Source organism: Pseudomonas fluorescens (assembly GCF_000730425.1).
Lineage (GTDB): Bacteria > Pseudomonadota > Gammaproteobacteria > Pseudomonadales > Pseudomonadaceae > Aquipseudomonas > Aquipseudomonas fluorescens_X.
This window is the reverse complement of sequence record NZ_CP008896.1, coordinates 5,540,312-5,560,867: the sequence shown is the minus strand read 5'-3', so window position 1 is coordinate 5,560,867 and position 20,556 is coordinate 5,540,312. Positions and strand designations below refer to the sequence as shown.

General features: G+C 61.5%; 20 protein-coding genes and 1 pseudogene. 8 read left to right on the top strand and 13 right to left on the bottom strand.

Translation table 11 applies throughout. The features are described 5' to 3' along the window. The first annotated feature begins 17 nt into the window (after positions 1-17). Positions 18-2,177 (top strand): type I secretion system permease/ATPase, encoded by a 2,160-nt coding sequence (locus tag HZ99_RS24965; RefSeq protein ID WP_038448190.1) that lies wholly within the window; start codon positions 18-20, stop codon positions 2,175-2,177. A 10-nt stretch (positions 2,178-2,187) separates the two neighbouring features. After that, entirely contained in the window at positions 2,188-3,543 is a 1,356-nt protein-coding gene (locus HZ99_RS24960) for an HlyD family type I secretion periplasmic adaptor subunit (RefSeq protein ID WP_038446836.1), read from the top strand. Between the two features lie 120 nt (positions 3,544-3,663). Here the strand turns inward: HZ99_RS24960 and HZ99_RS24955 are convergent, their stop codons facing one another. Beyond that, on the bottom strand, positions 3,664-4,260 hold the full coding sequence (locus HZ99_RS24955; RefSeq protein ID WP_038446833.1) for a tRNA-uridine aminocarboxypropyltransferase: 597 nt from the start codon (positions 4,258-4,260) through the stop codon (positions 3,664-3,666). Between the two features lie 2 nt (positions 4,261-4,262). Continuing rightward, positions 4,263-5,156: a LysR family transcriptional regulator gene (locus HZ99_RS24950; protein ID WP_038446831.1), complete on the bottom strand. Its 894-nt coding sequence runs from the start codon at positions 5,154-5,156 to the stop codon at positions 4,263-4,265. A 252-nt stretch (positions 5,157-5,408) separates the two neighbouring features. On the opposite strand from HZ99_RS24950, the gene speB reads away from it, so the two are divergent. After that, a complete protein-coding gene (gene speB, locus HZ99_RS24945) occupies positions 5,409-6,359 on the top strand; it encodes an agmatinase (RefSeq protein ID WP_038446829.1) in 951 nt (316 codons plus the stop codon). Between the two features lie 66 nt (positions 6,360-6,425). Then, positions 6,426-7,808: a sodium:solute symporter gene (locus HZ99_RS24940; RefSeq protein WP_038446827.1), complete on the top strand. Its 1,383-nt coding sequence runs from the start codon at positions 6,426-6,428 to the stop codon at positions 7,806-7,808. Between the two features lie 192 nt (positions 7,809-8,000). Here HZ99_RS24940 and HZ99_RS29395 read toward each other — a convergent pair whose 3' ends face one another. From HZ99_RS29395 to HZ99_RS24935, 3 genes and pseudogenes are all read right to left on the bottom strand, one after another. Continuing rightward, entirely contained in the window at positions 8,001-8,123 is a 123-nt protein-coding gene (locus tag HZ99_RS29395; RefSeq protein WP_003210728.1) for a PA1414 family protein, read from the bottom strand. A 197-nt stretch (positions 8,124-8,320) separates the two neighbouring features. Then, positions 8,321-8,550: pseudogene (locus HZ99_RS29675) on the bottom strand (LysR substrate-binding domain-containing protein); the annotation flags it as partial. A 30-nt stretch (positions 8,551-8,580) separates the two neighbouring features. Next, positions 8,581-9,417 carry a S1 RNA-binding domain-containing protein gene (locus HZ99_RS24935; protein ID WP_038446825.1) on the bottom strand — a complete coding sequence of 279 codons (837 nt, stop codon included), beginning with the start codon at positions 9,415-9,417 and terminating at the stop codon, positions 8,581-8,583. A 333-nt stretch (positions 9,418-9,750) separates the two neighbouring features. Here HZ99_RS24935 and HZ99_RS24930 point away from each other — a divergent pair, with 333 nt between their 5' ends. From HZ99_RS24930 to HZ99_RS24920, 3 genes are all read left to right on the top strand, one after another. Beyond that, positions 9,751-9,930 carry a hypothetical protein gene (locus tag HZ99_RS24930; protein WP_007946007.1) on the top strand — a complete coding sequence of 60 codons (180 nt, stop codon included), beginning with the start codon at positions 9,751-9,753 and terminating at the stop codon, positions 9,928-9,930. A gap of 219 nt (positions 9,931-10,149) precedes the next feature. Then, on the top strand, positions 10,150-10,872 hold the full coding sequence (locus HZ99_RS24925; RefSeq protein ID WP_038446819.1) for a TorF family putative porin: 723 nt from the start codon (positions 10,150-10,152) through the stop codon (positions 10,870-10,872). A 68-nt stretch (positions 10,873-10,940) separates the two neighbouring features. Beyond that, the gene (locus HZ99_RS24920; protein ID WP_038446817.1) at positions 10,941-11,807 is read left to right on the top strand and encodes a DUF6279 family lipoprotein; all 867 of its coding nucleotides are present in this window, start codon (positions 10,941-10,943) and stop codon (positions 11,805-11,807) included. On the opposite strand, the gene copD is transcribed toward HZ99_RS24920, so the two are convergent. The 7 genes from copD to HZ99_RS24890 form a co-directional block, all read right to left on the bottom strand. Further along, positions 11,804-12,718 carry a copper homeostasis membrane protein CopD gene (gene copD / locus HZ99_RS24915; RefSeq protein WP_038446815.1) on the bottom strand — a complete coding sequence of 305 codons (915 nt, stop codon included), beginning with the start codon at positions 12,716-12,718 and terminating at the stop codon, positions 11,804-11,806. The two genes, HZ99_RS24920 and copD, sit on opposite strands and share 4 nt — an antisense overlap. Next, positions 12,715-13,101: a copper homeostasis periplasmic binding protein CopC gene (copC, locus tag HZ99_RS24910; protein WP_038446812.1), complete on the bottom strand. Its 387-nt coding sequence runs from the start codon at positions 13,099-13,101 to the stop codon at positions 12,715-12,717. The genes copD and copC overlap by 4 nt, the downstream gene beginning before the upstream one ends. 53 nt (positions 13,102-13,154) lie before the next feature. Continuing rightward, positions 13,155-13,997 carry a copper resistance protein B gene (locus tag HZ99_RS24905; protein WP_038446809.1) on the bottom strand — a complete coding sequence of 281 codons (843 nt, stop codon included), beginning with the start codon at positions 13,995-13,997 and terminating at the stop codon, positions 13,155-13,157. Between the two features lie 10 nt (positions 13,998-14,007). After that, on the bottom strand, positions 14,008-15,825 hold the full coding sequence (locus tag HZ99_RS24900) for a copper resistance system multicopper oxidase (protein ID WP_038446805.1): 1,818 nt from the start codon (positions 15,823-15,825) through the stop codon (positions 14,008-14,010). A 98-nt stretch (positions 15,826-15,923) separates the two neighbouring features. Then, positions 15,924-16,313 carry a hypothetical protein gene (locus tag HZ99_RS24895; protein ID WP_038446802.1) on the bottom strand — a complete coding sequence of 130 codons (390 nt, stop codon included), beginning with the start codon at positions 16,311-16,313 and terminating at the stop codon, positions 15,924-15,926. Then, positions 16,310-16,531, bottom strand: a complete 222-nt coding sequence (locus HZ99_RS28825; protein WP_115284113.1) for a hypothetical protein — start codon at positions 16,529-16,531, stop codon at positions 16,310-16,312. The genes HZ99_RS24895 and HZ99_RS28825 overlap by 4 nt, the downstream gene beginning before the upstream one ends. A 33-nt stretch (positions 16,532-16,564) precedes the next feature. Next, complete coding sequence (locus tag HZ99_RS24890) at positions 16,565-17,911, bottom strand: DEAD/DEAH box helicase (protein WP_038446798.1); 1,347 nt, start codon at positions 17,909-17,911, stop codon at positions 16,565-16,567. A gap of 193 nt (positions 17,912-18,104) precedes the next feature. On the opposite strand from HZ99_RS24890, the gene HZ99_RS24885 reads away from it, so the two are divergent. Further along, positions 18,105-19,403 carry a mechanosensitive ion channel family protein gene (locus HZ99_RS24885; RefSeq protein WP_038446794.1) on the top strand — a complete coding sequence of 433 codons (1,299 nt, stop codon included), beginning with the start codon at positions 18,105-18,107 and terminating at the stop codon, positions 19,401-19,403. Between the two features lie 106 nt (positions 19,404-19,509). Here HZ99_RS24885 and HZ99_RS24880 read toward each other — a convergent pair whose 3' ends face one another. Continuing rightward, entirely contained in the window at positions 19,510-20,382 is an 873-nt protein-coding gene (locus HZ99_RS24880) for a carboxylate/amino acid/amine transporter (protein ID WP_038446789.1), read from the bottom strand. Positions 20,383-20,556: the final 174 nt, after the last annotated feature.

The following is a 20,556-nucleotide window of genomic DNA, read 5'->3' as shown; positions in this document are numbered from 1 at the left end:
ACGTGGAGCAGACCGCCGTGAGCCACATGGAACCGCTGAACCCGGGGGGCGACCCGCGCCAGAGCTTTGATGATCCATTGCTCGACGGCCTGCTGATCCTGTGCAAGCTGCACGGCTGTACCGTCAGCCGCGCCAGCCTGAGCGCCGGCCTGCCCCTGGCGCAACAGCGCCTGAGCCTGGACTTGCTGCCACGGGCAGCCGCCCGGGCCAGCTTGCAGGCACGGGTACTGCGTCGGGAGCTGCAGGCGATCTCGGGGCTTAACCTGCCGGTGCTGCTGCTGCTCAACGAAGGCCGCTGCGCGGTGCTGCGGCGCTGGAGCGAGGATGGCCAGGCGCTGATCCTGCCCAGCGAAGCCGAAGGTGGAGAACAGTGGGTCAGCCGCAAGGAGCTCGCCGCCGCCTACAGCGGCCAGGCCTTGTTCGCCCGGCCACGGCATGAGATCGAAGACCTGCGCGCGCCGCTGGTGCCGCGGATCGAGGCGTGGTTTCGCGACACCTTGAAGCTGTCACGCTGGCTGTACAGCGACGCGATTCTCGCCAGCCTGTTGATCAACCTGCTGGGCCTGATGGTGCCGCTGTTCGTCATGCAGACCTACGACCGCGTGGTACCCAACCAGGCCACCTCGACCTTGTGGGTACTGGTGATCGGCCTGTTGATCGGCACCGCGTTTGAACTGGTGTTGCGGGTAGTGCGCGCCCACCTGCTGGACACTGCGGGCAAGAAAACCGACGTGATTCTTTCCGCGACCCTGTTCGAGCGCATCACCGGTATGTCGATGAAAGCGCGCCCCGCCACCATCGGCGGCTTCGCCCAGAGCATCCATGACTTCCAGGGCCTGCGCGAATTCCTCACCGCCGTGACCCTTACCAGCCTGATCGACCTGCCCTTCGCCGTACTGATGCTGATGGTGATCGGTCTGCTCGGCGGCTGGCTGGTGATCATCCCCTTGTGTGCGTTCCCGTTGACCATCGGTTTTGCGATGCTGATCCAGGCACGCCTGCGCGACACCGTGCAAAAAAGCCTGAGCCTGGGCGCCGAACGTCAGGCGCTGTTGATCGAAACCCTCGGCGGCCTGGAAACCCTCAAGGCCTGCAGTGCCGAAAGCGAGCGCCAGCACCAGTGGGAAAGCACCCACGGTGCCCTCACACGCCTCGACAGCCATGCGCGCAACCTCTCGGCGCTGGCCACCAACGGCACACTGTTCATCCAGCAGTTTTCCGGGATGGCGACCATTGTCGCCGGCGTCTACAGCATCATCGCCGGCAGCCTCAGTGTCGGCGCGCTGGTGGCCACCTACATGCTCGGCAGTCGGGTGCTGGCGCCGCTGGGGCAGATCGCCGGGTTGATCACTCGCTACCAGCAGGCGCAATTGACCATGCGCAGCACCGACGCGCTGATGGCCCTGCCCCAGGAGCGCGACCCGCAGCAGCGTCCACTGGAACGCACGCAGTTGAGCGGCGCCCTGCAAGTCAGCCAGGTGACCTTCCGTTACGCCGGGCAAAATGCACCGGCCCTGAGCCAGGTCAGCTTCCAGCTCAAGGCCGGCGAACGCGTGGGGATTATCGGACGCAGCGGCTCGGGCAAAAGTACCCTGGGCCGGCTGGTGATGGGTTTTTACGCGCCCGAAGAAGGCCAACTACTGCTCGATGGCCTCGACCTGCGGCAATTGGACGTAGCCGACCTGCGCCAGCAAGTGGGTTATGTGGCCCACGACCTGCCGCTGTTGGCCGGCAGCCTGCGCGACAACCTGACACTCGGGGCCCGCTATGTCAGCGATGCGCGGATGCTCGAAGTGGCCGAGTTGACCGGTGTCAGTGAACTGGCCCGCCAACACCCGCAAGGCTTCGACCGGCCAGTGGGCGAGCGCGGGCAACTGCTGTCCGGCGGCCAACGCCAGGCCGTGCTGCTGGCCCGCGCGCTGTTGCTCGACCCGCCGATCCTGCTGCTTGACGAGCCCACCAGCGCCATGGACAACAGCAGTGAAGAAACCCTGCGTCAGCGCCTGGAGCTGTGGGTCAAGGGCAAGACATTGCTGTTGGTCACGCACCGCACTTCGATGCTCAGCCTGGTTGACCGCTTGATCGTGCTGGACAACGGCCGCATCGTTGCCGACGGCCCCAAAGACAGTGTGATCGATGCCCTGCGCAAGGGCCGTGTCGGCTCGGCCGCCGTCTAGGAGCCCCACCATGCCAACCCCTCCTGCGACACCGGGCTACTTCAAGAGCTTTGGCAAAACTGCCGACAGCGAGTTCATGCCCGAACTGGCGGGCGCTGCACTGCAGGACTCGCCGCGCCGCTCGCGGATTGTCGTATGGCTGACCGCCGGCCTGATCATCTGTGCCCTGCTGTGGGCCAACTTTGCCGTACTCGATGAAGTGACCATGGGCGAAGGCAAGGCCATCCCGTCGAGCAAGGTGCAAGTGATCCAGAACCTGGAAGGCGGCATTGTCACCCAGATCTACGTGCGCGAAGGGCAAATGGTGGACAAGGGTGACAAGCTGTTGCAACTGGACGACACGCGGTTTCGCTCGAACAAAGGCGAAAGCGAAGTCGACCGTTATGCCCTCACCGCCCAGGTCGAACGCCTGTCCGCCGAAGCCGACGGACGCCCGTTCAAATTGTCCGATGAGGTGATCGCCAAGGCTCCCCAGGTGGCCGAAGACGAACGCGCGCTGTTCGAACAACGCCAGCGGCGCCTGAGCAGCGAGCAACGGACCCTGAGCGAACAACTGCGGCAGAAAACCCAGGAGCTGGCGGAGTTTCGCTCCAAGCAGGGCCAATTCAGCTCCAGCCTGGCGTTGTTGCAACAAGAGATGAACATGTCGGCGCCGCTGGTCGGCACCGGTGCGGTATCGCCGGTGGAAATCCTGCGCCTCAAACGCAGCGCCGTGGAGATCCGTGGTTCATTGAACGCCACCACCCTGGCGATTCCACGGGCGGAGTCGGCGATCAACGAGATCAAGAGCAAGATCGACGAATCGGTGCAGACCTTCCGCTCGGAAGCAGCCAAGGAACTCAACGAAAAACGCACTGACCTGTCAAAAATCACCGCATCGAGCATCGCCATCGATGACCGTGTCAGCCGCACCACCGTGGTCTCCCCCGTGCATGGCGTGATCAAGCAACTGAAGGTCAACACCATCGGCGGCGTGGTCCAGCCGGGCAGCGATATGGTGGAAATCGTACCGCTGGAAGACAACCTGCTGATCGAGGCCAGAGTGCGGCCCCAGGACGTGGCGTTTTTGCATCCGGGGCAAAAGGCGATGGTCAAGTTCAGCGCCTATGACTACACCATCTACGGTGGGCTGGCGGCGAAACTGGAGCTGATCGGCGCCGATACGATTACCGATGACAAGGGCAACAGCTTCTACCTGATCCAGGTGCGCACCGATAAGAACCATCTGGGCGCAGAGAAGAAACCGCTGCTGATCATCCCGGGGATGGTGGCGACGGTGGACATCATTACCGGGGAGAAAAGCGTACTGGATTACTTGCTCAAGCCGGTGTTGAAGGCAAGGACGGAGGCGATGCGCGAGCGTTAGCGGTGTGTGGGCGGGCGCCTTCGCCGGCAAGCCGGCTCCTGCATTGACCGCGTCGTTCAAGGCATGCGCGATCAATGTGGGAACTGGCTGGCCAGCGATGGCCTCCCCTCGGTGAACCGGCTAATCACCCCCATGATTGCGCTGAAAAACCGCCTCCCCCATCGCCGCAATCTGCCCCTCGATCAACGCCTCGAACGGCCGCAACAACGGCTCGAATGAGTGCGGCGCCTCCAGCACCTGCAGTGCCTGCACGATCGCCTCCACCGTCGACAAAGCCCCCGGCCCTGGCGCCTTGCGCAACCGATAGCGGGACACCGCGCCCGCCGCCAGCGTCACCCGTGGCAACGCCGCCAGCAGCGGGTTGAGGTGTAGCAACTTGCGCGCCTTGCGCCAGGTGCCGTCGGGCACCACCAGCAGCAGCGGCTCGTCAGATGGGCGATAAGCCTGCAGCGGCTGGGCACCTTCAGCGGGGAATAACAGGCGTGCCTGGTAGCCCGGCGCGTTCAGCAGCGCAGGTAAATTCTCGAAAACCTCGCCCACCACCAGCTGCGCATTCACCAACCCCAACGCCGCCAGCCGCGCGGTATTGAGGGCATGGTTGACCTCGCTGGGATGCTGCAACAGCAACACCCGGGTGCGGCTGTCCAGGCTGGGGATCAACGCGCACAGGCAGTGGGTGGTTGGCCGCAGGCAGCGGGGGCATTGGGGTCGGGACATATTCAGGCCTGATTGAGCTGTGCTTTGAGTAAATCACGGAAGGTCTGGATCAACGGTTCACGGCTGCGTCCGCGGCGCATGATCAGCGAAAACGGCGCCTGGTAGCCAAAGGTCGCTGGCAGCAGCACCCGCAAGTCGCCCTTGTCGGCCCAGGCCTGGGCATAGTGTTCGGGTAAATACCCGATGTAGGCGCCTGACAGCACCAAAATCAACTGTGCCTCCATGCTTTCCACAGTGGCGGCGCTGTGTTTGAAGCCATGGCGAGCCAGTTCCGCCTGGCTCCAATACCCGCGCCCGACCATGCGCTGCTGGGTGATCACCTGCTCCGGGATCCGCCGCTCGCTGAACAGCGGATGCCGCGAGCTGCAATAGAGCCAGTGCTGTTCGCGGTACAGCGGCATGTAGATCAAGCCGCTCATGCGGTTGGAGAAGGCGCCGATGGCCAGGTCCAGACGATTATCCTGCACCCCCAGTTGCAACTCGTAGGGGCTCATGACCGACAGATGCAAATGCACCGCCGGGTGCTCGAGGCTATAGGCGCCGATGACTTCGGCAAATGGCAGGGCCTTGTCGCTGACGGTGGAGTCGAGCACCCCCAGTTTGAGCGTGCCGCGCAGTTCGCCCTTGAGCGCCGCGGCATATTGCTCGAAGCCCTCCAACTCACCCAGCAGGCGCAAGGTTTCCTGATGAAACAACTCGCCCTTGCTGGTCAGGCTGAAGCCGCCACGCCCGCGATGGCACAGCACCAGGCCCAACGCGCCTTCCAGCTGGCTCATGTAAGTGCTGATGGCCGACGTCGACAGGTTGAGTTCGTGCTGGGCATTGGCAAAGCCCTGGTGGCGCACCACGCTGACGAAGATGCGCAGCAGTTTCAGGTCGGGCAAGGCATTGGCCATCGGCTCTCCAAAAATACCGTCACTGTAGGAGCCGGCTTGCCGGCGATAGCGGTCTATCTGCTCAAACACTGGTGCCTGACATTCCGTCATCGCCGGCAAGCCGGCTCCTACGATAACGGCAACCTGCGCCAGTCTACCCCAGGCATTAGTTCAGAAAAATCTAAACTAAGTATTTCCCCACAGCGATTCTTCCCCGGCCTCGCATTTCGCAGAATCGACCTCTGATAATCACAACAACGATGAGGCACTGCCGTGGACAAGATCTTTCATCAACCACTGGGCGGCAACGAAATGCCGCGCTTTGCCGGCATCGCCACCATGATGCGCCTGCCCCACCTGCAAACCGCCGCCGGCCTGGATGCAGCCTTTGTCGGCGTGCCCCTGGACATCGGCACCTCGCTGCGCGCCGGCACCCGCTTCGGCCCTCGGGAGATCCGTGCCGAGTCCGTGATGATCCGCCCCTACAACATGGCTACTGGCGCCGCGCCGTTCGACTCGCTGTCGGTGGCCGACATCGGCGATGTGGCGATCAACACCTTCAACCTGCTGGACGCCGTGCGCATCATCGAACAGGCCTACGATGAGATCCTCAAGCACGACGTGATCCCGCTGACCCTGGGTGGCGACCACACCATCACCCTGCCGATCCTGCGGGCTATCCACAAGAAGCACGGCAAGGTCGGGCTGGTGCATATCGATGCCCACGCCGACGTCAACGACCATATGTTCGGCGAGAAAATCGCCCATGGCACCACGTTCCGCCGCGCCGTCGAAGAGGGCCTGCTCGATTGCGACCGCGTGGTGCAAATCGGCCTGCGTGCCCAGGGCTATACCGCCGAAGACTTCAACTGGAGCCGCAAACAGGGGTTTCGCGTGGTCCAGGCGGAAGAATGCTGGCACCACTCCCTCGCGCCGTTGATGGCCGAAGTGCGGGAAAAGGTCGGCGGCGGCCCGGTGTACCTGAGTTTCGACATCGACGGTATCGACCCGGCCTGGGCACCCGGCACCGGCACCCCGGAAATCGGCGGGCTGACCACCATCCAGGCGATCGAAATCATCCGTGGTTGCCAGGGCCTGGACCTGATTGGTTGTGACCTGGTGGAAGTTTCGCCGCCCTACGACACCACCGGTAACACCTCATTGCTGGGCGCCAACCTGCTGTACGAAATGCTCTGCGTGCTGCCTGGCGTCACGCACCGTTGATGCCGCGCGGGGCCATATGCCCTGCGCCTGAACCTTTATAAAAATAATAATCGGAGACTTGCCACCATGGCTCTGGATCTATTCGTCGTACTTATCTACGCCGCTGGCATGCTGGTGCTCGGCTATTACGGCATGCGCCGGGCCAAGACCCATGAAGACTACCTGGTCGCCGGGCGCAACCTGGGGCCGACGCTGTACATGGGCACCATGGCCGCGACGGTACTGGGCGGCGCGTCCACGGTGGGCAGCGTGCGCCTGGGATATGTGCATGGCATTTCCGGCTTCTGGCTATGCGCGGCGCTGGGCACGGGGATCATCGTGCTGAACCTGTTTCTCGCCAAGCCCTTGCTCAAACTCAAGATCTTCACCGTGACCCAGGTCCTGGAGCAGCGCTACAACCCTGCCGCCCGCCAGGCCAGCGGGCTGATCATGCTGGCGTATGCGCTGATGCTTTCCGTGACCTCGATCCTTGGGATCGGCACCGTCATGCAAGTGATGTTCGACCTGCCATTCTGGGCAGCGGTACTGCTGGGCGGCGTGGTGGTGGTGATCTATTCGGCCATTGGCGGCATGTGGTCGCTGACCTTGACCGATATCGTGCAGTTCGTGATCAAGACCGTCGGCCTGATGTTTATCCTGCTGCCGATCTGCCTGTATCGCGTGGGCGGCTGGGATGAACTGGTGGCCAAGCTGCCGGCGGCCAGCTTCAACTTCACCAGCATCGGCTGGGACACCATCATCACTTACTTCATGATCTACTCGTTTGGCATCCTGATCGGCCAGGATATCTGGCAACGCGTATTCACTGCCCGTGACGAAAAGGTCGCCCAGTACGCAGGCACTTTCGCCGGGTTCTATTGCATTCTCTACGGCCTGGCCTGTGCCCTGATCGGCATGGCGGCCCACGTGCTGATCCCGGACCTGGACAACGTCAACAACGCCTTCGCCGCCATTGTCAAACTGTCATTGCCCGACGGCATCCGTGGCCTGGTGATTGCGGCGGCTCTGGCGGCCATGATGTCCACCGCCAGTGCCGGCCTGCTCGCCGCATCCACCGTACTGACCGAAGACCTGCTGCCACGCCTGCGCGGCGGCAAGCAGTCGAGCCTTGGCATCAACCGCCTGTTCACGATGCTCACCGGCATTGCCGTACTGGGTATCGCCCTGGTGGTGAGCGATGTGATCAGCGCACTGACCCTGGCCTATAACCTGTTGGTGGGCGGCATGCTCATCCCGCTGATCGGCGCCATCTACTGGAAACGTGCCACCACCTCGGGCGCAATCAGCGCCATGGCACTGGGAATTACCACGGCCCTGGTGTTCATGATCAAGGATGGCCTGGAGGCCAACACCCCGATCTACTACAGCCTGGGCGTGAGCATGGTGAGTTTTGTGCTGGTAAGTGTGCTGTCGCGGCGGCCGCAGGTCGCGGCGGTCGACCCTGCCTGAGCAAGGCAGGCTTGAGCGGATGCGACGTTGGTTGTCGCATCCGTTTTTATCTGTAATACAAAAAAATGCGGGAGCGGGCTGGCTCGCGATAGCAGTGGGCCAGCCAGTTACAGGTTGACTGACACACCACTATCGCGAGCAAGCCCGCTCCCACTTTAAATCGACTGCGCTCTAAAGAACGCTGTTCAGGGCCTACCTGCGACGCGGACGGCGCTGTTCGTCGTCGGTGCGGATAGGCACCGGTTGCAGCGGTGGCTCGATCAAGCCGAGTGCGACGCCGAGGTCGTGCAGCCAGTTTTGCAATTTCTCTTTCATGGTGCCCCCTTTGAGGGTAGTGCCGAGCAGCTGGAATTCTGTGGCTGCTTCCTACAGATAGTAGTACTAAGTCCTACACAATGCTTGCCTGAAACCGCAACGAACCCTTACTGAATTGATACAAATCCTGACGGCGCGGTCAGGCAATCGCCCGGGCCTCTTGTGCAGGCCGCGTCCTGCCCTCTTGCAGCAGGTCAATCCACCAGCGCCGCGTCCAGACACCCCGGTGATCAAGCCTTCGAGCAGCTCACCGCGGAGTGCCGACTGCACTTGCAGGTTCACCATCGGGTAAGCCTTGTGATACCGCGCCAGCAGTTTCGGCAAATGGATCGCGGCAGTGCTGTACATGCTGCCCAGCACAAAGTCCCCGGCGCGCGCTGTAGTCGAGCAGCACCTTGCCGGCGGGCGACAGTTGCAGACGCTGGCGTGCCGGCTCCTACAACAAGGCCTGCCGTAATCAGCTCAATTCGATGCGATCGGCATGAATCACAATCTGCCCCTGCTTGTACAGCGCACCAATGGCCTTCTTGAAGTTACCCTTGCTGACGCCAAACAAGTTGCTGATCACCGTCGGGTCGCTCTTGTCGCTGACCGGCAAGCTGCCGTTGTTTTCACGCAACTTGGCGAGGATCTTCGAGTTCAGGCTCGACGCCGCTTGTTCACCAACCGGTTGCAGGCTCAGGCTGATATTGCCGTCGGCACGGATTTCCTTGATGAACCCCTTTTCTTCCTTGCCCGGACGCAGGAACTTGAACACTTCGTTCTTGTGGATCAGGCCCCAGTGCTTGTTGTTGATGATTGCCTTGAACCCCATGTCAGTGGCTTCGGCAACCAGCAAGTCAACTTCCTGGCCCACGGTGTAGTTGGCCGGGGTCTTGTCCAGGTAACGATCCAGGCGCGCGGTGGCGGTGATGCGCTTGGTGTGCTTGTCGAGGTAGACGTGCACCACGCAGTATTCACCGGCGGTCAGTTGGCGCTTCTCTTCGGAATACGGCAGCAACAGATCCTTGGGCAGGCCCCAGTCGAGGAACACCCCGATGCTGTTGACTTCCACCACTTTCAGGCTGGCAAACTCGCCCACCTGCACTTTTGGTTTTTCAGTGGTGGCGATAAGTTTGTCATCGCTGTCCAGATAAATAAAAACGTTAAGCCAGTCTTCATCTTCACTGGGAATATCTTTGGGAATATAACGATTGGGCAAGAGGATTTCGCCATCTTGCGCACCGTCCAGATACAAACCAAAGTTAGTGTGTTTAACCACTTGCAAACTGTTGTAGCGCCCGACTAAAGCCATTTCCAATACCCTCATTGCGTGGGCGGCATTCTACCCGAGTTGAAGGCGGCGGTCCCGTGCCCCGGCGCGCAACCCTGAAAAATCGCGGGTTTGCCAAGGGATTTGAACCAATCGCCCCGCTCGTCAGGTCAACCCCCAGGCAGGCCACGATGGCCAGGCGCTATTTTTCCCTGGGGTTTCTATTTAAAACAGCGAGTTAGGACCCTCAGCCAAAGATCAACTTAGGTATTTATAATAACGCAGCTTATTCCTGGGAGATATTTACCAAGCAATTGTCAAGCATTTCATGTACGATGCCTGGCCAAGTTAATTTTCTACAGGTTAGTGGCCGCCATGCGCGTAAAAGCATCCAACAGCAAAGCAAAGCCAGCTCCCGCCGTTGAAACCAGCGAATCGATCAACAACCAAATCGCCGCGTTCCTCAAGTCCGGTGGTGAAATCCAGCAGATCGCCAAGGGCGTGAGCGGCCAGACTTTCGGCCCGTCCAAGCAGATCACCCTGGGTAAGAAGTAAGCGCACAAAGCCGCCTGTCTACCCCGCCTGGTCCCTAAGCGCCTTGCCTATCAAGGCGCTAGGACTCGAGCCAGCCATATCCCCCCGCCCCACATTCAACCACGCCAATCGACGAACGGGCCTCTGCCCCTGACTTTCGCCGGTATGCTTGCACACGTCTAGAACGGGCGTTTTCCCGATTCCCTCTGTTACTGCTCCTCGCTTTTCATGGAGTGACGCATGCTCAAGCCGTGCATTTTCCTGGTCAGTGCCCTGCTCGCCAGCCCTCTCGCCCAAGCGCAGGTTTTCCAGCGTGAACTGGGCGACTTCGACTTGAAACTGGGGACCACACCCAGCCGCAGCATGGCCCAGGGTCTGGTCAAACCTACCTCGCCGGGCAGCAACTCGTTCCACGGCGGCCTTGACCTGAGCCACACCAGTGGCCTGTATTTCGGCCAGTTTTCACCGAGCATGGGCCTGTCGCCCGCCAGCAACCTGGAGGTCGACTCCTACATGGGCTTCAAGCGCCCGTTCGACCAGACCCTGGGCTACGAACTGGGGATGATTCACTACAGCTACCCCAAGCTGAGCCCCCTCGATAGCCAGGAGTTCTACGGCGGCCTGAACGTACTGGGCAATCGGTTTGGCGTGTCACTGGGCAACGACCCCGATCGCCGCGACAGCACCCTGTTTGCCGACCTGGGCGGGACCCAGCCGTTTGGCATTGGCGTGAGCATGAAGTACACCACCCATCAGTTGGGCGCCCCGGCATCGGTCGAGGGCGGCTCGATTCGCAGTTTCAGCGACTGGTCGGTGAAATTCTCACGGCCCTGGATGGGCATCGACCTGGACTTGATCTACAGCGACTCCAGCCTCAGCGGCAGCGACTGCTCGGCCTACTCCGGACACAATTCGCAATGTGACGGGCTGTTGACCTTGAAGGCCGAGCGGTCGTTTTATTGATGGGCTGAACTGTCACGCTCCCGGCGGGTTCAGATGAACATCTGCGGTCTGCGCAAGGAGTTTTGCCCATGCTGCGTCGGTTAAGAATCCTGGTGGCCCTGCTGGCCTTGAGCGTTCTGCTTGCGGGTTGCAACCGCGTGGGCCTGGCCTATCGCAACCTCGATGTGATCATCCCCTGGACCCTCAACGACTACCTGGACATGAATGCCGGGCAGAAAAGCTGGTTCAACGACACCCTCAAAGAACACCTGGCCTGGCACTGCACCACCCAATTGCCCGGCTACCTGGACTGGCTCGACCGCCTGCAGCAGATGGTCGACAACCAGCAAGTCAGCGATGCCGCCCTGCAAGCCCGCACCCTGGAAGCCAAACAGGCCATTGCCGACATCGCCCGACAGATCACCCCCTCAGCCATCGAGTTGCTGCGCGGGCTGGACGAGCAGCAGGTGCGGGAGATGGATCAAGCGCTGGCCAAAGACCTGCGCACACGCCAGGACGAATACCTCAAGCCGCCCCTGGCACAACAGATCAAGGAGCGCAGCGAGCGCATGAGCAAGCGCCTGGATGCCTGGCTCGGCCCGTTGAGCCTCAGCCAGCAGGAGCGTGTGCGGGCCTGGTCCACCAGCCTCGGTGCGCAGAACCAGCAATGGATCGGCAACCGCGCCCATTGGCAGGCGCAGTTCATCGCGGCAGTCAATCAGCGGGCCAACAGCGACTTCCCACGCAAGATGGAGCAACTGCTGGTAGACCGTGAAAGCCTGTGGACCGCCGACTATCGCCAGGCCTACACCCAGACCGAAGCGGCCGCCCGCCGCCTGCTGGTGGACTTGATGGCCGAAAGCACGGTGCAACAGCGTCAGAACCTGGCGCAGAGAATCGATAAAATGCGCAGCGACTTCCAGTCACTCAAATGCCTTAAAGGCAACCAGGCCTAGTCGGATGCCATCGGGCCCAATGTGCCCAGCCACGCCACCAGCCCCAGGATCAGCAGCACCGCGCCGCACTCCACTTGCATGCTGCGGCGCAGGGCACGGCGGGCCATCGTGTAGTCGCCAGCGTCCACCGCCCGTTGCAGAAGCGGTCCCAGGCGCCAGCGATTGAGTGCCGCCATGGCCAGCATCCCGCCAAACAATGCCAGCTTCAGGCTGAACAAGAGGCCGTAGGTACTGCTGGCGATTCCCTGCAAAGTCGGCCCGACAATAAACAGATAATTCACCACGCCAGTCACGATCAGCACCACGACCACCACCGTGCCAACCACCTCGAAGCCGGCCACTGCCCGGGTCAACACCCTGACGCGTTGAGCGTCGCCCATGTTGCATGGCAGCAACAGCAACCCAAACGCCGCCAGCGCCCCGACCCACGCGCCGGCCGCCAACAGATGCACGCTGGCACTGCCCAGGTGCCAGAGCCGTAGCGCTCCGTCATCCATCGCGCCATGGCCGGCCCAGGCCAGTGTCGACAGCGCAATAGCGCCGCCCAGGGTCGGCAGCCACAGACTGCCGGCTGACAGGAAAACCGCCACAGCCGCCACCAGCAACGCGCCGATGCGCAGCATCCAGGTCAAGCCCAACTCGGTCTGCCACAGCATCATTTGCAGGTGCGGCCCCAGTGCCTGCCATTGCTCCACGCCGCTCATGGCCCAGGTCATCCACAACAACGAAAGCACCGACAACAGCACACCAACGGCTGCCGTACCTGCCAGCCAGCCCTTGAAATTCAACACGACACCGGGCTGTCGTTCTGCTGCCTTCAACCCGTACAACCCGAACAAGCCCAGGCCGAACAACAGCATCAGGTCCAGGTACAACGCAAACCGCAAGGCAATGCCCAATGAGTCACTCATGGCTGGACGCTGAACACCACATCACCGGTGATGGGGTGGGTGTCCGACGACACCGCGCGCCAGTCCACCCGGTAGGTCCCGGCGGGCAACGGCGTCGCAGGCTTGATCAGCATTACCTTGGGGTCGCTGCTGCCCGACACGCTGGCCTTGATCGGCATGGGCGAATGGGCCATGCCGGGCATCGCGGTCATGATCAACTTGGCGCCGGAAAACTGTGTCATCAGGTTTTCCGAAAAATGCAGCTCGATGGTCGCCGGGGCTGGCCCGCTTGCACCGGCCGCCGGCAGGGACGACAGCAACTTCGGATGCGCCATTGCCTGCCCACTGATCAACAATCCAGAACACAGCGCAACCGCCACCCAGGTGGGTTTAAACACAGACATGCAAGGCTCCTGGCCGCTCATGACGGCAGGTTATTAGGAAATGGGGGTTTGAATCAGAACCACAGGCGCACGCCCAAGACCCAGCGCACTTCGCTACGGTCCTCGCCCTCATCCCGGGCGTACTCGGCCGTCTGGCCATAGGCACGATTCCAGGTCACACCGACGTAAGGCGCGAACTCGCGGCGGATTTCATAGCGCAGCCGCACGCCGACTTCGGTTTCAGCAAGGCCTGCACCGATACCGCGCCCGGGGTCGTTTTTCCCGTAGAAGTTGGCCTCGGCGGTCGGCTGCAACACCAGCCGATTGGTCAGCAAAATATCGTAGTCGCCTTCCAGGCGCGCGGCGCTCTGCCCGCCCTCGCCGACAAACAGCGTAGCCTCGGCCTCAAAGTTGTACAGGGCCATGCCTTGCAAGCCAAAGGCCGCCCACGTCTCGCTGTCGCCCGGCTTGAAGTCCTGGCGCAGACCGGCCACCACATCCCACCACGGGCTGATAGCGTGACCCCATAACGCCTGGACCTCGGCCTTTTCGGTCTTGCCCTTGGCACGCTCACCTTCGGTGCGTAGCCACAAGCGGTCGATATCACCGCCGACCCAACCCTTGGCGTCCCAACCCACGGCGCGGCCATCGTCAGAGCCTTGCCATTCCAGTTGATTGATCACAAACAGCGAGTTGATCCCACTGTCATGCACCACATGCCCGCCCGGGGCGTCGTACACCGCGGCACGGTCAGCATCGGTAAGCACCGGGATCGGTGTGCGGCTCTGGGTGGTTGCCGCCGGCTTGGCGGGCGCCATGCCCTGCATCTGGCTGTGATCCATGGTTTCGGCAGTGGCCAGCGCCACCGGTGCAAAGGTTGCGATCAGCAGCGCAACGGGACGAAAAATCTGGCTCATGTTCGGCTCCTCATTCTTGCACCCGCACTTCACGGAACATGCCCATTTCCATGTGGTACAACAGATGGCAGTGATAGGCCCAGCGCCCCAGGGCATCGGCCGTCACCCGGTAGCTGCGGCGCGCTCCCGGCGGCATGTCGATGGTGTGTTTGCGCACCATGAACTGGCCGTTTTCGTCCTCTAGGTCACTCCACATGCCATGCAGGTGAATCGGGTGGGTCATCATGGTGTCGTTGACCAGCACCACCCGTACCCGCTCGCCATAGGTCAGCTTGAGCGGCTCGGCATCGGAGAACTTCACCCCGTCGAAGGACCAGGCAAACTTCTCCATGTGCCCCGTGAGGTGCAGCTCAATCGTGCGGCTGGGCTCGCGACCGTCGGGGTCTTCAAAGGTGCTACGCAAATCGGCATAGACCAGGACCTTGCGCCCGTTGTTGCGCAGGCCAATACCCGGGTCATCGAGCTTGGGTGAAGTGCTCATGGCTTGCATATCCACCAGCGGGTTGTTGTTTTCGCTGGCCGGATGGCTTTGCATCTGTGTCGCCATGCCCGCCATCCCGCTGTGATCCATGCCCGGCATCGCACTGTGATCCATGCTCGCCATGCTCTGGCCATCCATGCCGGACATCCCCTGCATCCCCCCACCATCCATCCCGGCCATTTGCCCATGATCCATGCCAGGCATATCGCCCATGGCGCCGTGGTCCATGCCGCCCATGCCCATATCGTCCATAGTCAACCACGGCCGCGGGTCCACCGGTGGTACCGGCGCCAGCAAACCCGGCTCACGGCTGAGGGTTCCGCGGGCGTAGCCGGTGCGGTCCATGGATTGGGCGAACAGGGTGTAGGCGCCTTCAGTCGGCTCGACAACCACGTCATAGGTCTCGGCCACGGCGATACGGAACTCGTCCACACTGACCGGCTTCACCGGTTGGCCGTCGGCAGCCACCACGGTCATCTTCAGGCCCGGGATACGGACGTCGAAATAGGTCATGGCCGAGCCGTTGATAAACCGCAGGCGGATCTTCTCACCGGCGCGGAACAGCCCCGTCCAGTTTTGCGCAGGGGCCTGGCCGTTCATCAGGAAGGTGTAGGTCGCGCCGCTGACATCCGCCAGATCCGTGGGGTTCATCTTCATCTGCGCCCACATCAGGCGGTCGGCGGCGGTGGCCGACCAACCCTTGTCAGCCACATCCTGGATGAAATCGCCGACCGTGGGCTTATGAAAGTTGTAGTAATCCGACTGTTTTTTCAGGGTTTTCATCAGGCTGGCGGGATCCTCGTCGGTCCAGTCCGTCAGCATCACGACGTAATCGCGCTGGTACGTGAAAGGTTCAGGCTCGCGCGGATCGATCACCAGCGGGCCGTAGACCCCTTGTTGCTCCTGGAACCCGGAGTGGCTGTGGTACCAGTAGGTGCCGTGCTGGTTAAGTTTGAACTGGTAGACATACACCCCACCCGGCTCGATCCCCTTGAAACTCAGCCCCGGTACGCCGTCCATATTGGCCGGCAGGATAATCCCGTGCCAATGGATCGACGTCGGCTCGGCCAGGCGGTTACGCACGCGCAGGGTCACGGTATCGCCTTCACGCCAGCGCAGCAGCGGGCCCGGCAAACTGCCGTTGATCGTCAGTGCGGTGCGCACATTACCGGTGATATTGACCGGGGTCTGCCCGATAAACAGCTCGAACTCACTGCCCGCCAATACACCCGGCTGCCCAGGGCTGGCCAGGGCCCAGACCGGTGGCCGCCACAGGCCTGTGCCGCCCAGCAGGCCGGCCGCAGCCAAGCCTTTGACGAAGGTTCGTCGAGAAGTGTTGGAGTACATGCCGATTCCATTCCCGTCAATTGAATGACCGCAGAGTAGGGATCGGCGCCTGTCAGTTGGCTTAGTGCCAGATTACCGATTTGACAGTTTCAGGCAGCTCAGGCGATGTGCGCCTTGGCGGCCAAAACCTCGAACGTCGCTGGGTCCAGCGCGTCGGCCTGCTCGTCCAGCACCTGGCGCGGGTGATTGTTACCCGGGATCGAACTGTCAATCAGCGCCAGCAGCCGGGCACCCAGGGGCGTCAAAATGAAGTTCTCGCCATTGCCACCCTCGTCCTCGGGCCGAGACTCGATAAAGCCGCGCTTGAACAACAGCGCTTCGTAATCGGCAGCGGTCTTTTTCAGTGCATCGAGGTCGCCGCTGAACTCGCCCGCCGTGGCCTTCTCGGCGGCTTCCTGCTCGGCATACTTGCGTGGGGCAAAGCTGCCCTCGCCGTTTTGCACCTCATGCAACAGACGCTCGATCAGATCCCAATTGTAAGTACTCATCCTGAATCCTCCTGCAGGCACACCGATGGGTTGCCTTCAAAGGTTGTGACCTGCAGGTGTTGGCGCCGTTCAGGTGGGCAGACGAGCGTGATTGCACCGAGCTTTTCACCGGCCATTGTCCACAGGCCGGTCAGCCTGCGTTTTTGTAGGAGCCGACGAAGAACCTGAGCGCAGCGCATCAGGCCCCCCGAGTCATCGTTGTCGATTTTCGCTGGCAAGCCAGCTCCTACAAGGTGGAGTGCCCGGTTTAACTATTCGCCAGCCGGTGCTTCTGGCTTGCGGCGCTTGAGGGGGGCCATGCCGTCCTTGCTGACCAACGACAGGTTGTCGGTCTTCGGACGGTTGGCGATCTTGCGCTTGGTCGGCGACTTGGCGCCGGTTTTCTTCTTGTCGCCCTTGGCGTCGACCTTTTTCTTCTTCACGCCCACGGCCTTGCCCGAAGCCTTGACCTTCTTCGGCCCGCTGTAGGTGCCTTTGACTTCCTTGATGGTACGGCGCTCGAACGACTGCTTGAGGTAGCGCTCGATGCTCGACATCAGGTTCCAGTCGCCATGGCAGATCAGCGAGATGGCCAGGCCATCGTTGCCGGCACGCCCGGTACGGCCGATACGGTGCACATACTCGTCACCGCTGCGCGGCATATCGAAGTTGATCACCATGTCCAGGCCTTCCACGTCGAGGCCGCGGGCGGCAACGTCGGTGGCGACCAGGATCTTCACGCCGCCCTGCTTGAGGCGGTCGATGGCCAGCTTGCGGTCCTTCTGGTCCTTTTCACCGTGCAAGACAAACGCCTTGTACTCCTGAGCCACCAGGCGCCCGTAGATACGGTCGGCCATGGCCCGGGTGTTGGTGAACACGATGGCCTTCTGATAGGTCTCGTTGGCCAGCAGCCAGTTGAGAATCTGCTCTTTGTGCACATTGTGGTCAGCGGTGATGATCTGCTGACGGGTAGTCGAGTTCAGGTCGCTGACGTTATTGACCTGCAGGTGCTCAGGGTTGTTCAGGACCTTGGCGACCATCTCGCGCAGGGTCGAGCCACCGGTGGTGGCGGAGAACAACATGGTCTGCTGGCGGTTGACACATTCGTCCACCAGGCGCTGCACGTCATCGGCAAAGCCCATGTCGAGCATGCGGTCGGCTTCGTCCAGTACCAGCACTTCGACTTCCTTGAGGTCCAGGTTGCCGGCGTTCAACTGCTCGATCATCCGCCCGGGGGTGCCGATCAGGATATCCGGCACCTTGCGCAGCATCGCGGCCTGCACCTTGAAATCCTCGCCACCGGTGATCAGGCCGGACTTGATGAAGGTGAACTGCGAGAAGCGTTCCACTTCCTTCAAGGTCTGCTGGGCCAACTCGCGGGTTGGCAGCAGGATCAGGGTCTTGATGCTGACACGGATCTTGGCCGGGCCGATCAGACGGTTGAGGATCGGCAGGACGAAAGCGGCAGTCTTGCCACTCCCGGTTTGAGCCGTCACCCGCAGGTCACGCCCTTCGAGCGCGAGCGGGATGGCCGCTGCTTGCACAGGCGTAGGCTCGACAAATTTAAGCTCGGCCACGGCTTTGAGCAGGCGTTCGTGCAGGGCGAATTGGGAAAACACGGGTGCTACCTCGAAGAAATACTAAAAATCAGCTGCATAGGGTAACGGTTTCGGGCGCTCAGGCCGAGTTTCTTTACGCGAAGTAGGCCAATCAGATGGTTTTTTGTCAGGTGATTTGTCTGCCTGCACAACTTTGCAGCACTTAAATGCTCTAATCGCCCCGTCATGTCTTACAGAAGAATCGCGTTTAACCATGGATATCAAACAGCTCTGGCTCAACGTCCAGGACCTCTGGGGTGCCCTGGACCAACATCCGCTACTGCATTCAAGCCTGGCCTTGCTGGTGCTCCTGGTGGTGGCCCTGCTGGTCGGACGGGTGGCACGCTACCTGATCCTGCATGCCGTCAAATTGCTCGGCCGCCAACCCGCATTGCACTGGCTCAATGACCTGCGGCATAACAAGGTCTTCCATCGCCTGGCACAGATGACGCCGTCGCTGGTGATTCAGTTCGGCCTGCACCTGGTGCCGGAGTTGAGCAAGACCAGCGCGCTGTTCATCGGCAATGTGGCGTTGGCGTTCACCATCCTGTTCCAGGTCCTGGCCATGAGCGCCCTGCTCAACGCCCTGCTGGATATCTACGCACGCACCGAACATGCCCGCACGCGTTCGATCAAGGGCTATGTGCAACTGGCAAAAATGGTGTTGTTCGTGTTTGGCGCGATCATCATCGTCGCCACATTGATCGACCGCTCACCGCTGCTGCTGCTATCCGGCCTGGGTGCGATGTCGGCCGTGATCCTGTTGGTGTACAAGGACACCCTGTTGTCGTTTGTCGCCAGCGTGCAACTGACCAGCAACGATATGCTGCGGGTCGGCGACTGGATCGAAATGCCCCAGGTCGGCGCCGATGGCGACGTGGTGGACATCACCTTGCATACGGTCAAGGTGCAGAACTTCGACAAGACCATCGTCTCGATCCCCACGTGGCGCCTGATGTCCGAATCGTTCAAGAACTGGCGCGGCATGCAGGCTTCGGGCGGGCGGCGGATCAAGCGCAGCCTGTTTATCGACGCGGCGGGCGTGCGCTTCCTGCGCGACGATGAAGAAATGCGGATGACCCAGGTCCACCTGCTGACCGACTACATCAGCCGCAAACAGGCGGAATTGAAGGCCTGGAACGAAGCCCAGGGCCACAGCGCGCAGTTGTCGGCCAACCGCCGGCGGATGACCAACCTGGGGACTTTCCGTGCCTACGCGCTGGCGTACCTCAAGAGCCATCCGGATATCCAGCCGAACATGACCTGCATGGTGCGCCAGATGCAGACCACCTCCCAGGGTGTGCCCCTGGAAATCTACTGCTTTACCCGCACCACGGCCTGGGCCGATTACGAGCGGATCCAGGGGGATATCTTTGACTACCTGTTGGCAGTGCTGCCGGAGTTTGGCTTGAGCCTTTACCAGCAACCCAGTGGCAATGACCTGCGGGCCGGAGTGCTACCGGCGGTGCTGGGTGCCAGCCACCTGCCAGCCCCTGAAAAAGCTGCGCTATAAGCTGAACCCTTGTGGGAGCGGGCTTGCTCGCGAATGCGGCATGTCAGTCAGCATATCTGGCTCTGACCCACCGCATTCGCGAGCAAGCCCGCTCCCACAACACTCATCACCGGTTGGCAAGCCCTAAAGCCGGGCGCACGCCCAACCGACTGATCCACACCGCCGCCACTAACACCGCCCCACCCAGGAACAATCGCCCCAACGGTTCATGCTGGTTCCAGATCAGCAGGTTGAGCAACAGCCCCACCGGCACATGCAGGTTGTTCATCACCGCCAGGGTGCCACCATTGACCAGGCACGCGCCCTTGTTCCACCAGTACAAGCCCAACGCCGTACTGACCAGCCCAAGAAACACCAGGACTCCCCACTGCAACGGCGCTTCAGGCAGGTAGTTGGCCTTGCCGAACAACAAGAACGCCGGCAATACCACCGCCAGTGCCCCCAGGTAGAAATAGCCAAAGCGCCGATAGTGCGGCAGATCGCTCGGATGCCTGGCCACCAGGCGCCGGTACAGCACTTGCCCGGCAGCGTAGGTGAAGTTGGCCAGTTGCAGCAGCAAGAAGCCCATGAAGAAGTCCGGGTTGACCTGGTCAAAACGGATCACCGCCGCGCCCGCTACCGCCACCAGTGCCGCCACCAACGCCCAGGGGTTGAAGCGTCGGTTCAGCGCATCTTCGATCAAGGTCACATGCAACGGCGTGAGGATGGTGAACAGCAGCACCTCCGGCACCGTCAGCACGCGAAAGCTCAAATACAGGCACACGTACGTCACGCCGAACTGCAACGCACCGATCAATAGCATGCCGCGCATGAACCCAGGCTCCACCGACCGCCAGCGGGTCAGCGGGATAAACACCAGCCCCGCCAGCAGCACACGCACCAGCACGGCGAAATAGCTGTCGACGTGACCGGCCAGGTATTCGCCGATCAGGCTGAAGGAAAACGCCTGGATCAGCGTGACAATCAGTAAATAGCCCATGTTCGCCTCATGTTTGAATGGGCGCGACATTAGCGTCTTTCGCGGCGGGGCGAAACTTCGGGCAAAAAAAACCCGACCTCGCTAAAGCGGCAGTCGGGCAGAGCACTCAGGAGCAACAAGTGCAAAGGGAGGTTCGGTACGCATACTTGAAGGGTTGCGTGGGGTTATAAAAAC

What these genes read in the sequence shown, in the direction of transcription:
- HZ99_RS24905 (WP_038446809.1), bottom strand. Translation starts at nt 13,997, where the DNA reads ATGAGCCAGATTTTTCGTCCCGTTGCGCTGCTGATCGCAACCTTTGCA.
- HZ99_RS29395 (WP_003210728.1), bottom strand. Translation starts at nt 8,123, where the DNA reads ATGAAAGAGAAATTGCAAAACTGGCTGCACGACCTCGGCGTCGCACTC.
- HZ99_RS24900 (WP_038446805.1), bottom strand. Translation starts at nt 15,825, where the DNA reads ATGTACTCCAACACTTCTCGACGAACCTTCGTCAAAGGCTTGGCTGCG.
- copC (WP_038446812.1), bottom strand. Translation starts at nt 13,101, where the DNA reads ATGTCTGTGTTTAAACCCACCTGGGTGGCGGTTGCGCTGTGTTCTGGA.
- HZ99_RS24880 (WP_038446789.1), bottom strand. Translation starts at nt 20,382, where the DNA reads ATGGGCTATTTACTGATTGTCACGCTGATCCAGGCGTTTTCCTTCAGC.
- HZ99_RS24955 (WP_038446833.1), bottom strand. Translation starts at nt 4,260, where the DNA reads ATGTCCCGACCCCAATGCCCCCGCTGCCTGCGGCCAACCACCCACTGC.
- HZ99_RS24920 (WP_038446817.1), top strand. Translation starts at nt 10,941, where the DNA reads ATGCTGCGTCGGTTAAGAATCCTGGTGGCCCTGCTGGCCTTGAGCGTT.
- HZ99_RS24925 (WP_038446819.1), top strand. Translation starts at nt 10,150, where the DNA reads ATGCTCAAGCCGTGCATTTTCCTGGTCAGTGCCCTGCTCGCCAGCCCT.
- HZ99_RS24950 (WP_038446831.1), bottom strand. Translation starts at nt 5,156, where the DNA reads ATGGCCAATGCCTTGCCCGACCTGAAACTGCTGCGCATCTTCGTCAGC.
- HZ99_RS24930 (WP_007946007.1), top strand. Translation starts at nt 9,751, where the DNA reads ATGCGCGTAAAAGCATCCAACAGCAAAGCAAAGCCAGCTCCCGCCGTT.
- HZ99_RS24935 (WP_038446825.1), bottom strand. Translation starts at nt 9,417, where the DNA reads ATGGCTTTAGTCGGGCGCTACAACAGTTTGCAAGTGGTTAAACACACT.
- HZ99_RS24885 (WP_038446794.1), top strand. Translation starts at nt 18,105, where the DNA reads ATGGATATCAAACAGCTCTGGCTCAACGTCCAGGACCTCTGGGGTGCC.
- HZ99_RS24960 (WP_038446836.1), top strand. Translation starts at nt 2,188, where the DNA reads ATGCCAACCCCTCCTGCGACACCGGGCTACTTCAAGAGCTTTGGCAAA.
- HZ99_RS24895 (WP_038446802.1), bottom strand. Translation starts at nt 16,313, where the DNA reads ATGAGTACTTACAATTGGGATCTGATCGAGCGTCTGTTGCATGAGGTG.
- copD (WP_038446815.1), bottom strand. Translation starts at nt 12,718, where the DNA reads ATGAGTGACTCATTGGGCATTGCCTTGCGGTTTGCGTTGTACCTGGAC.
- HZ99_RS24940 (WP_038446827.1), top strand. Translation starts at nt 6,426, where the DNA reads ATGGCTCTGGATCTATTCGTCGTACTTATCTACGCCGCTGGCATGCTG.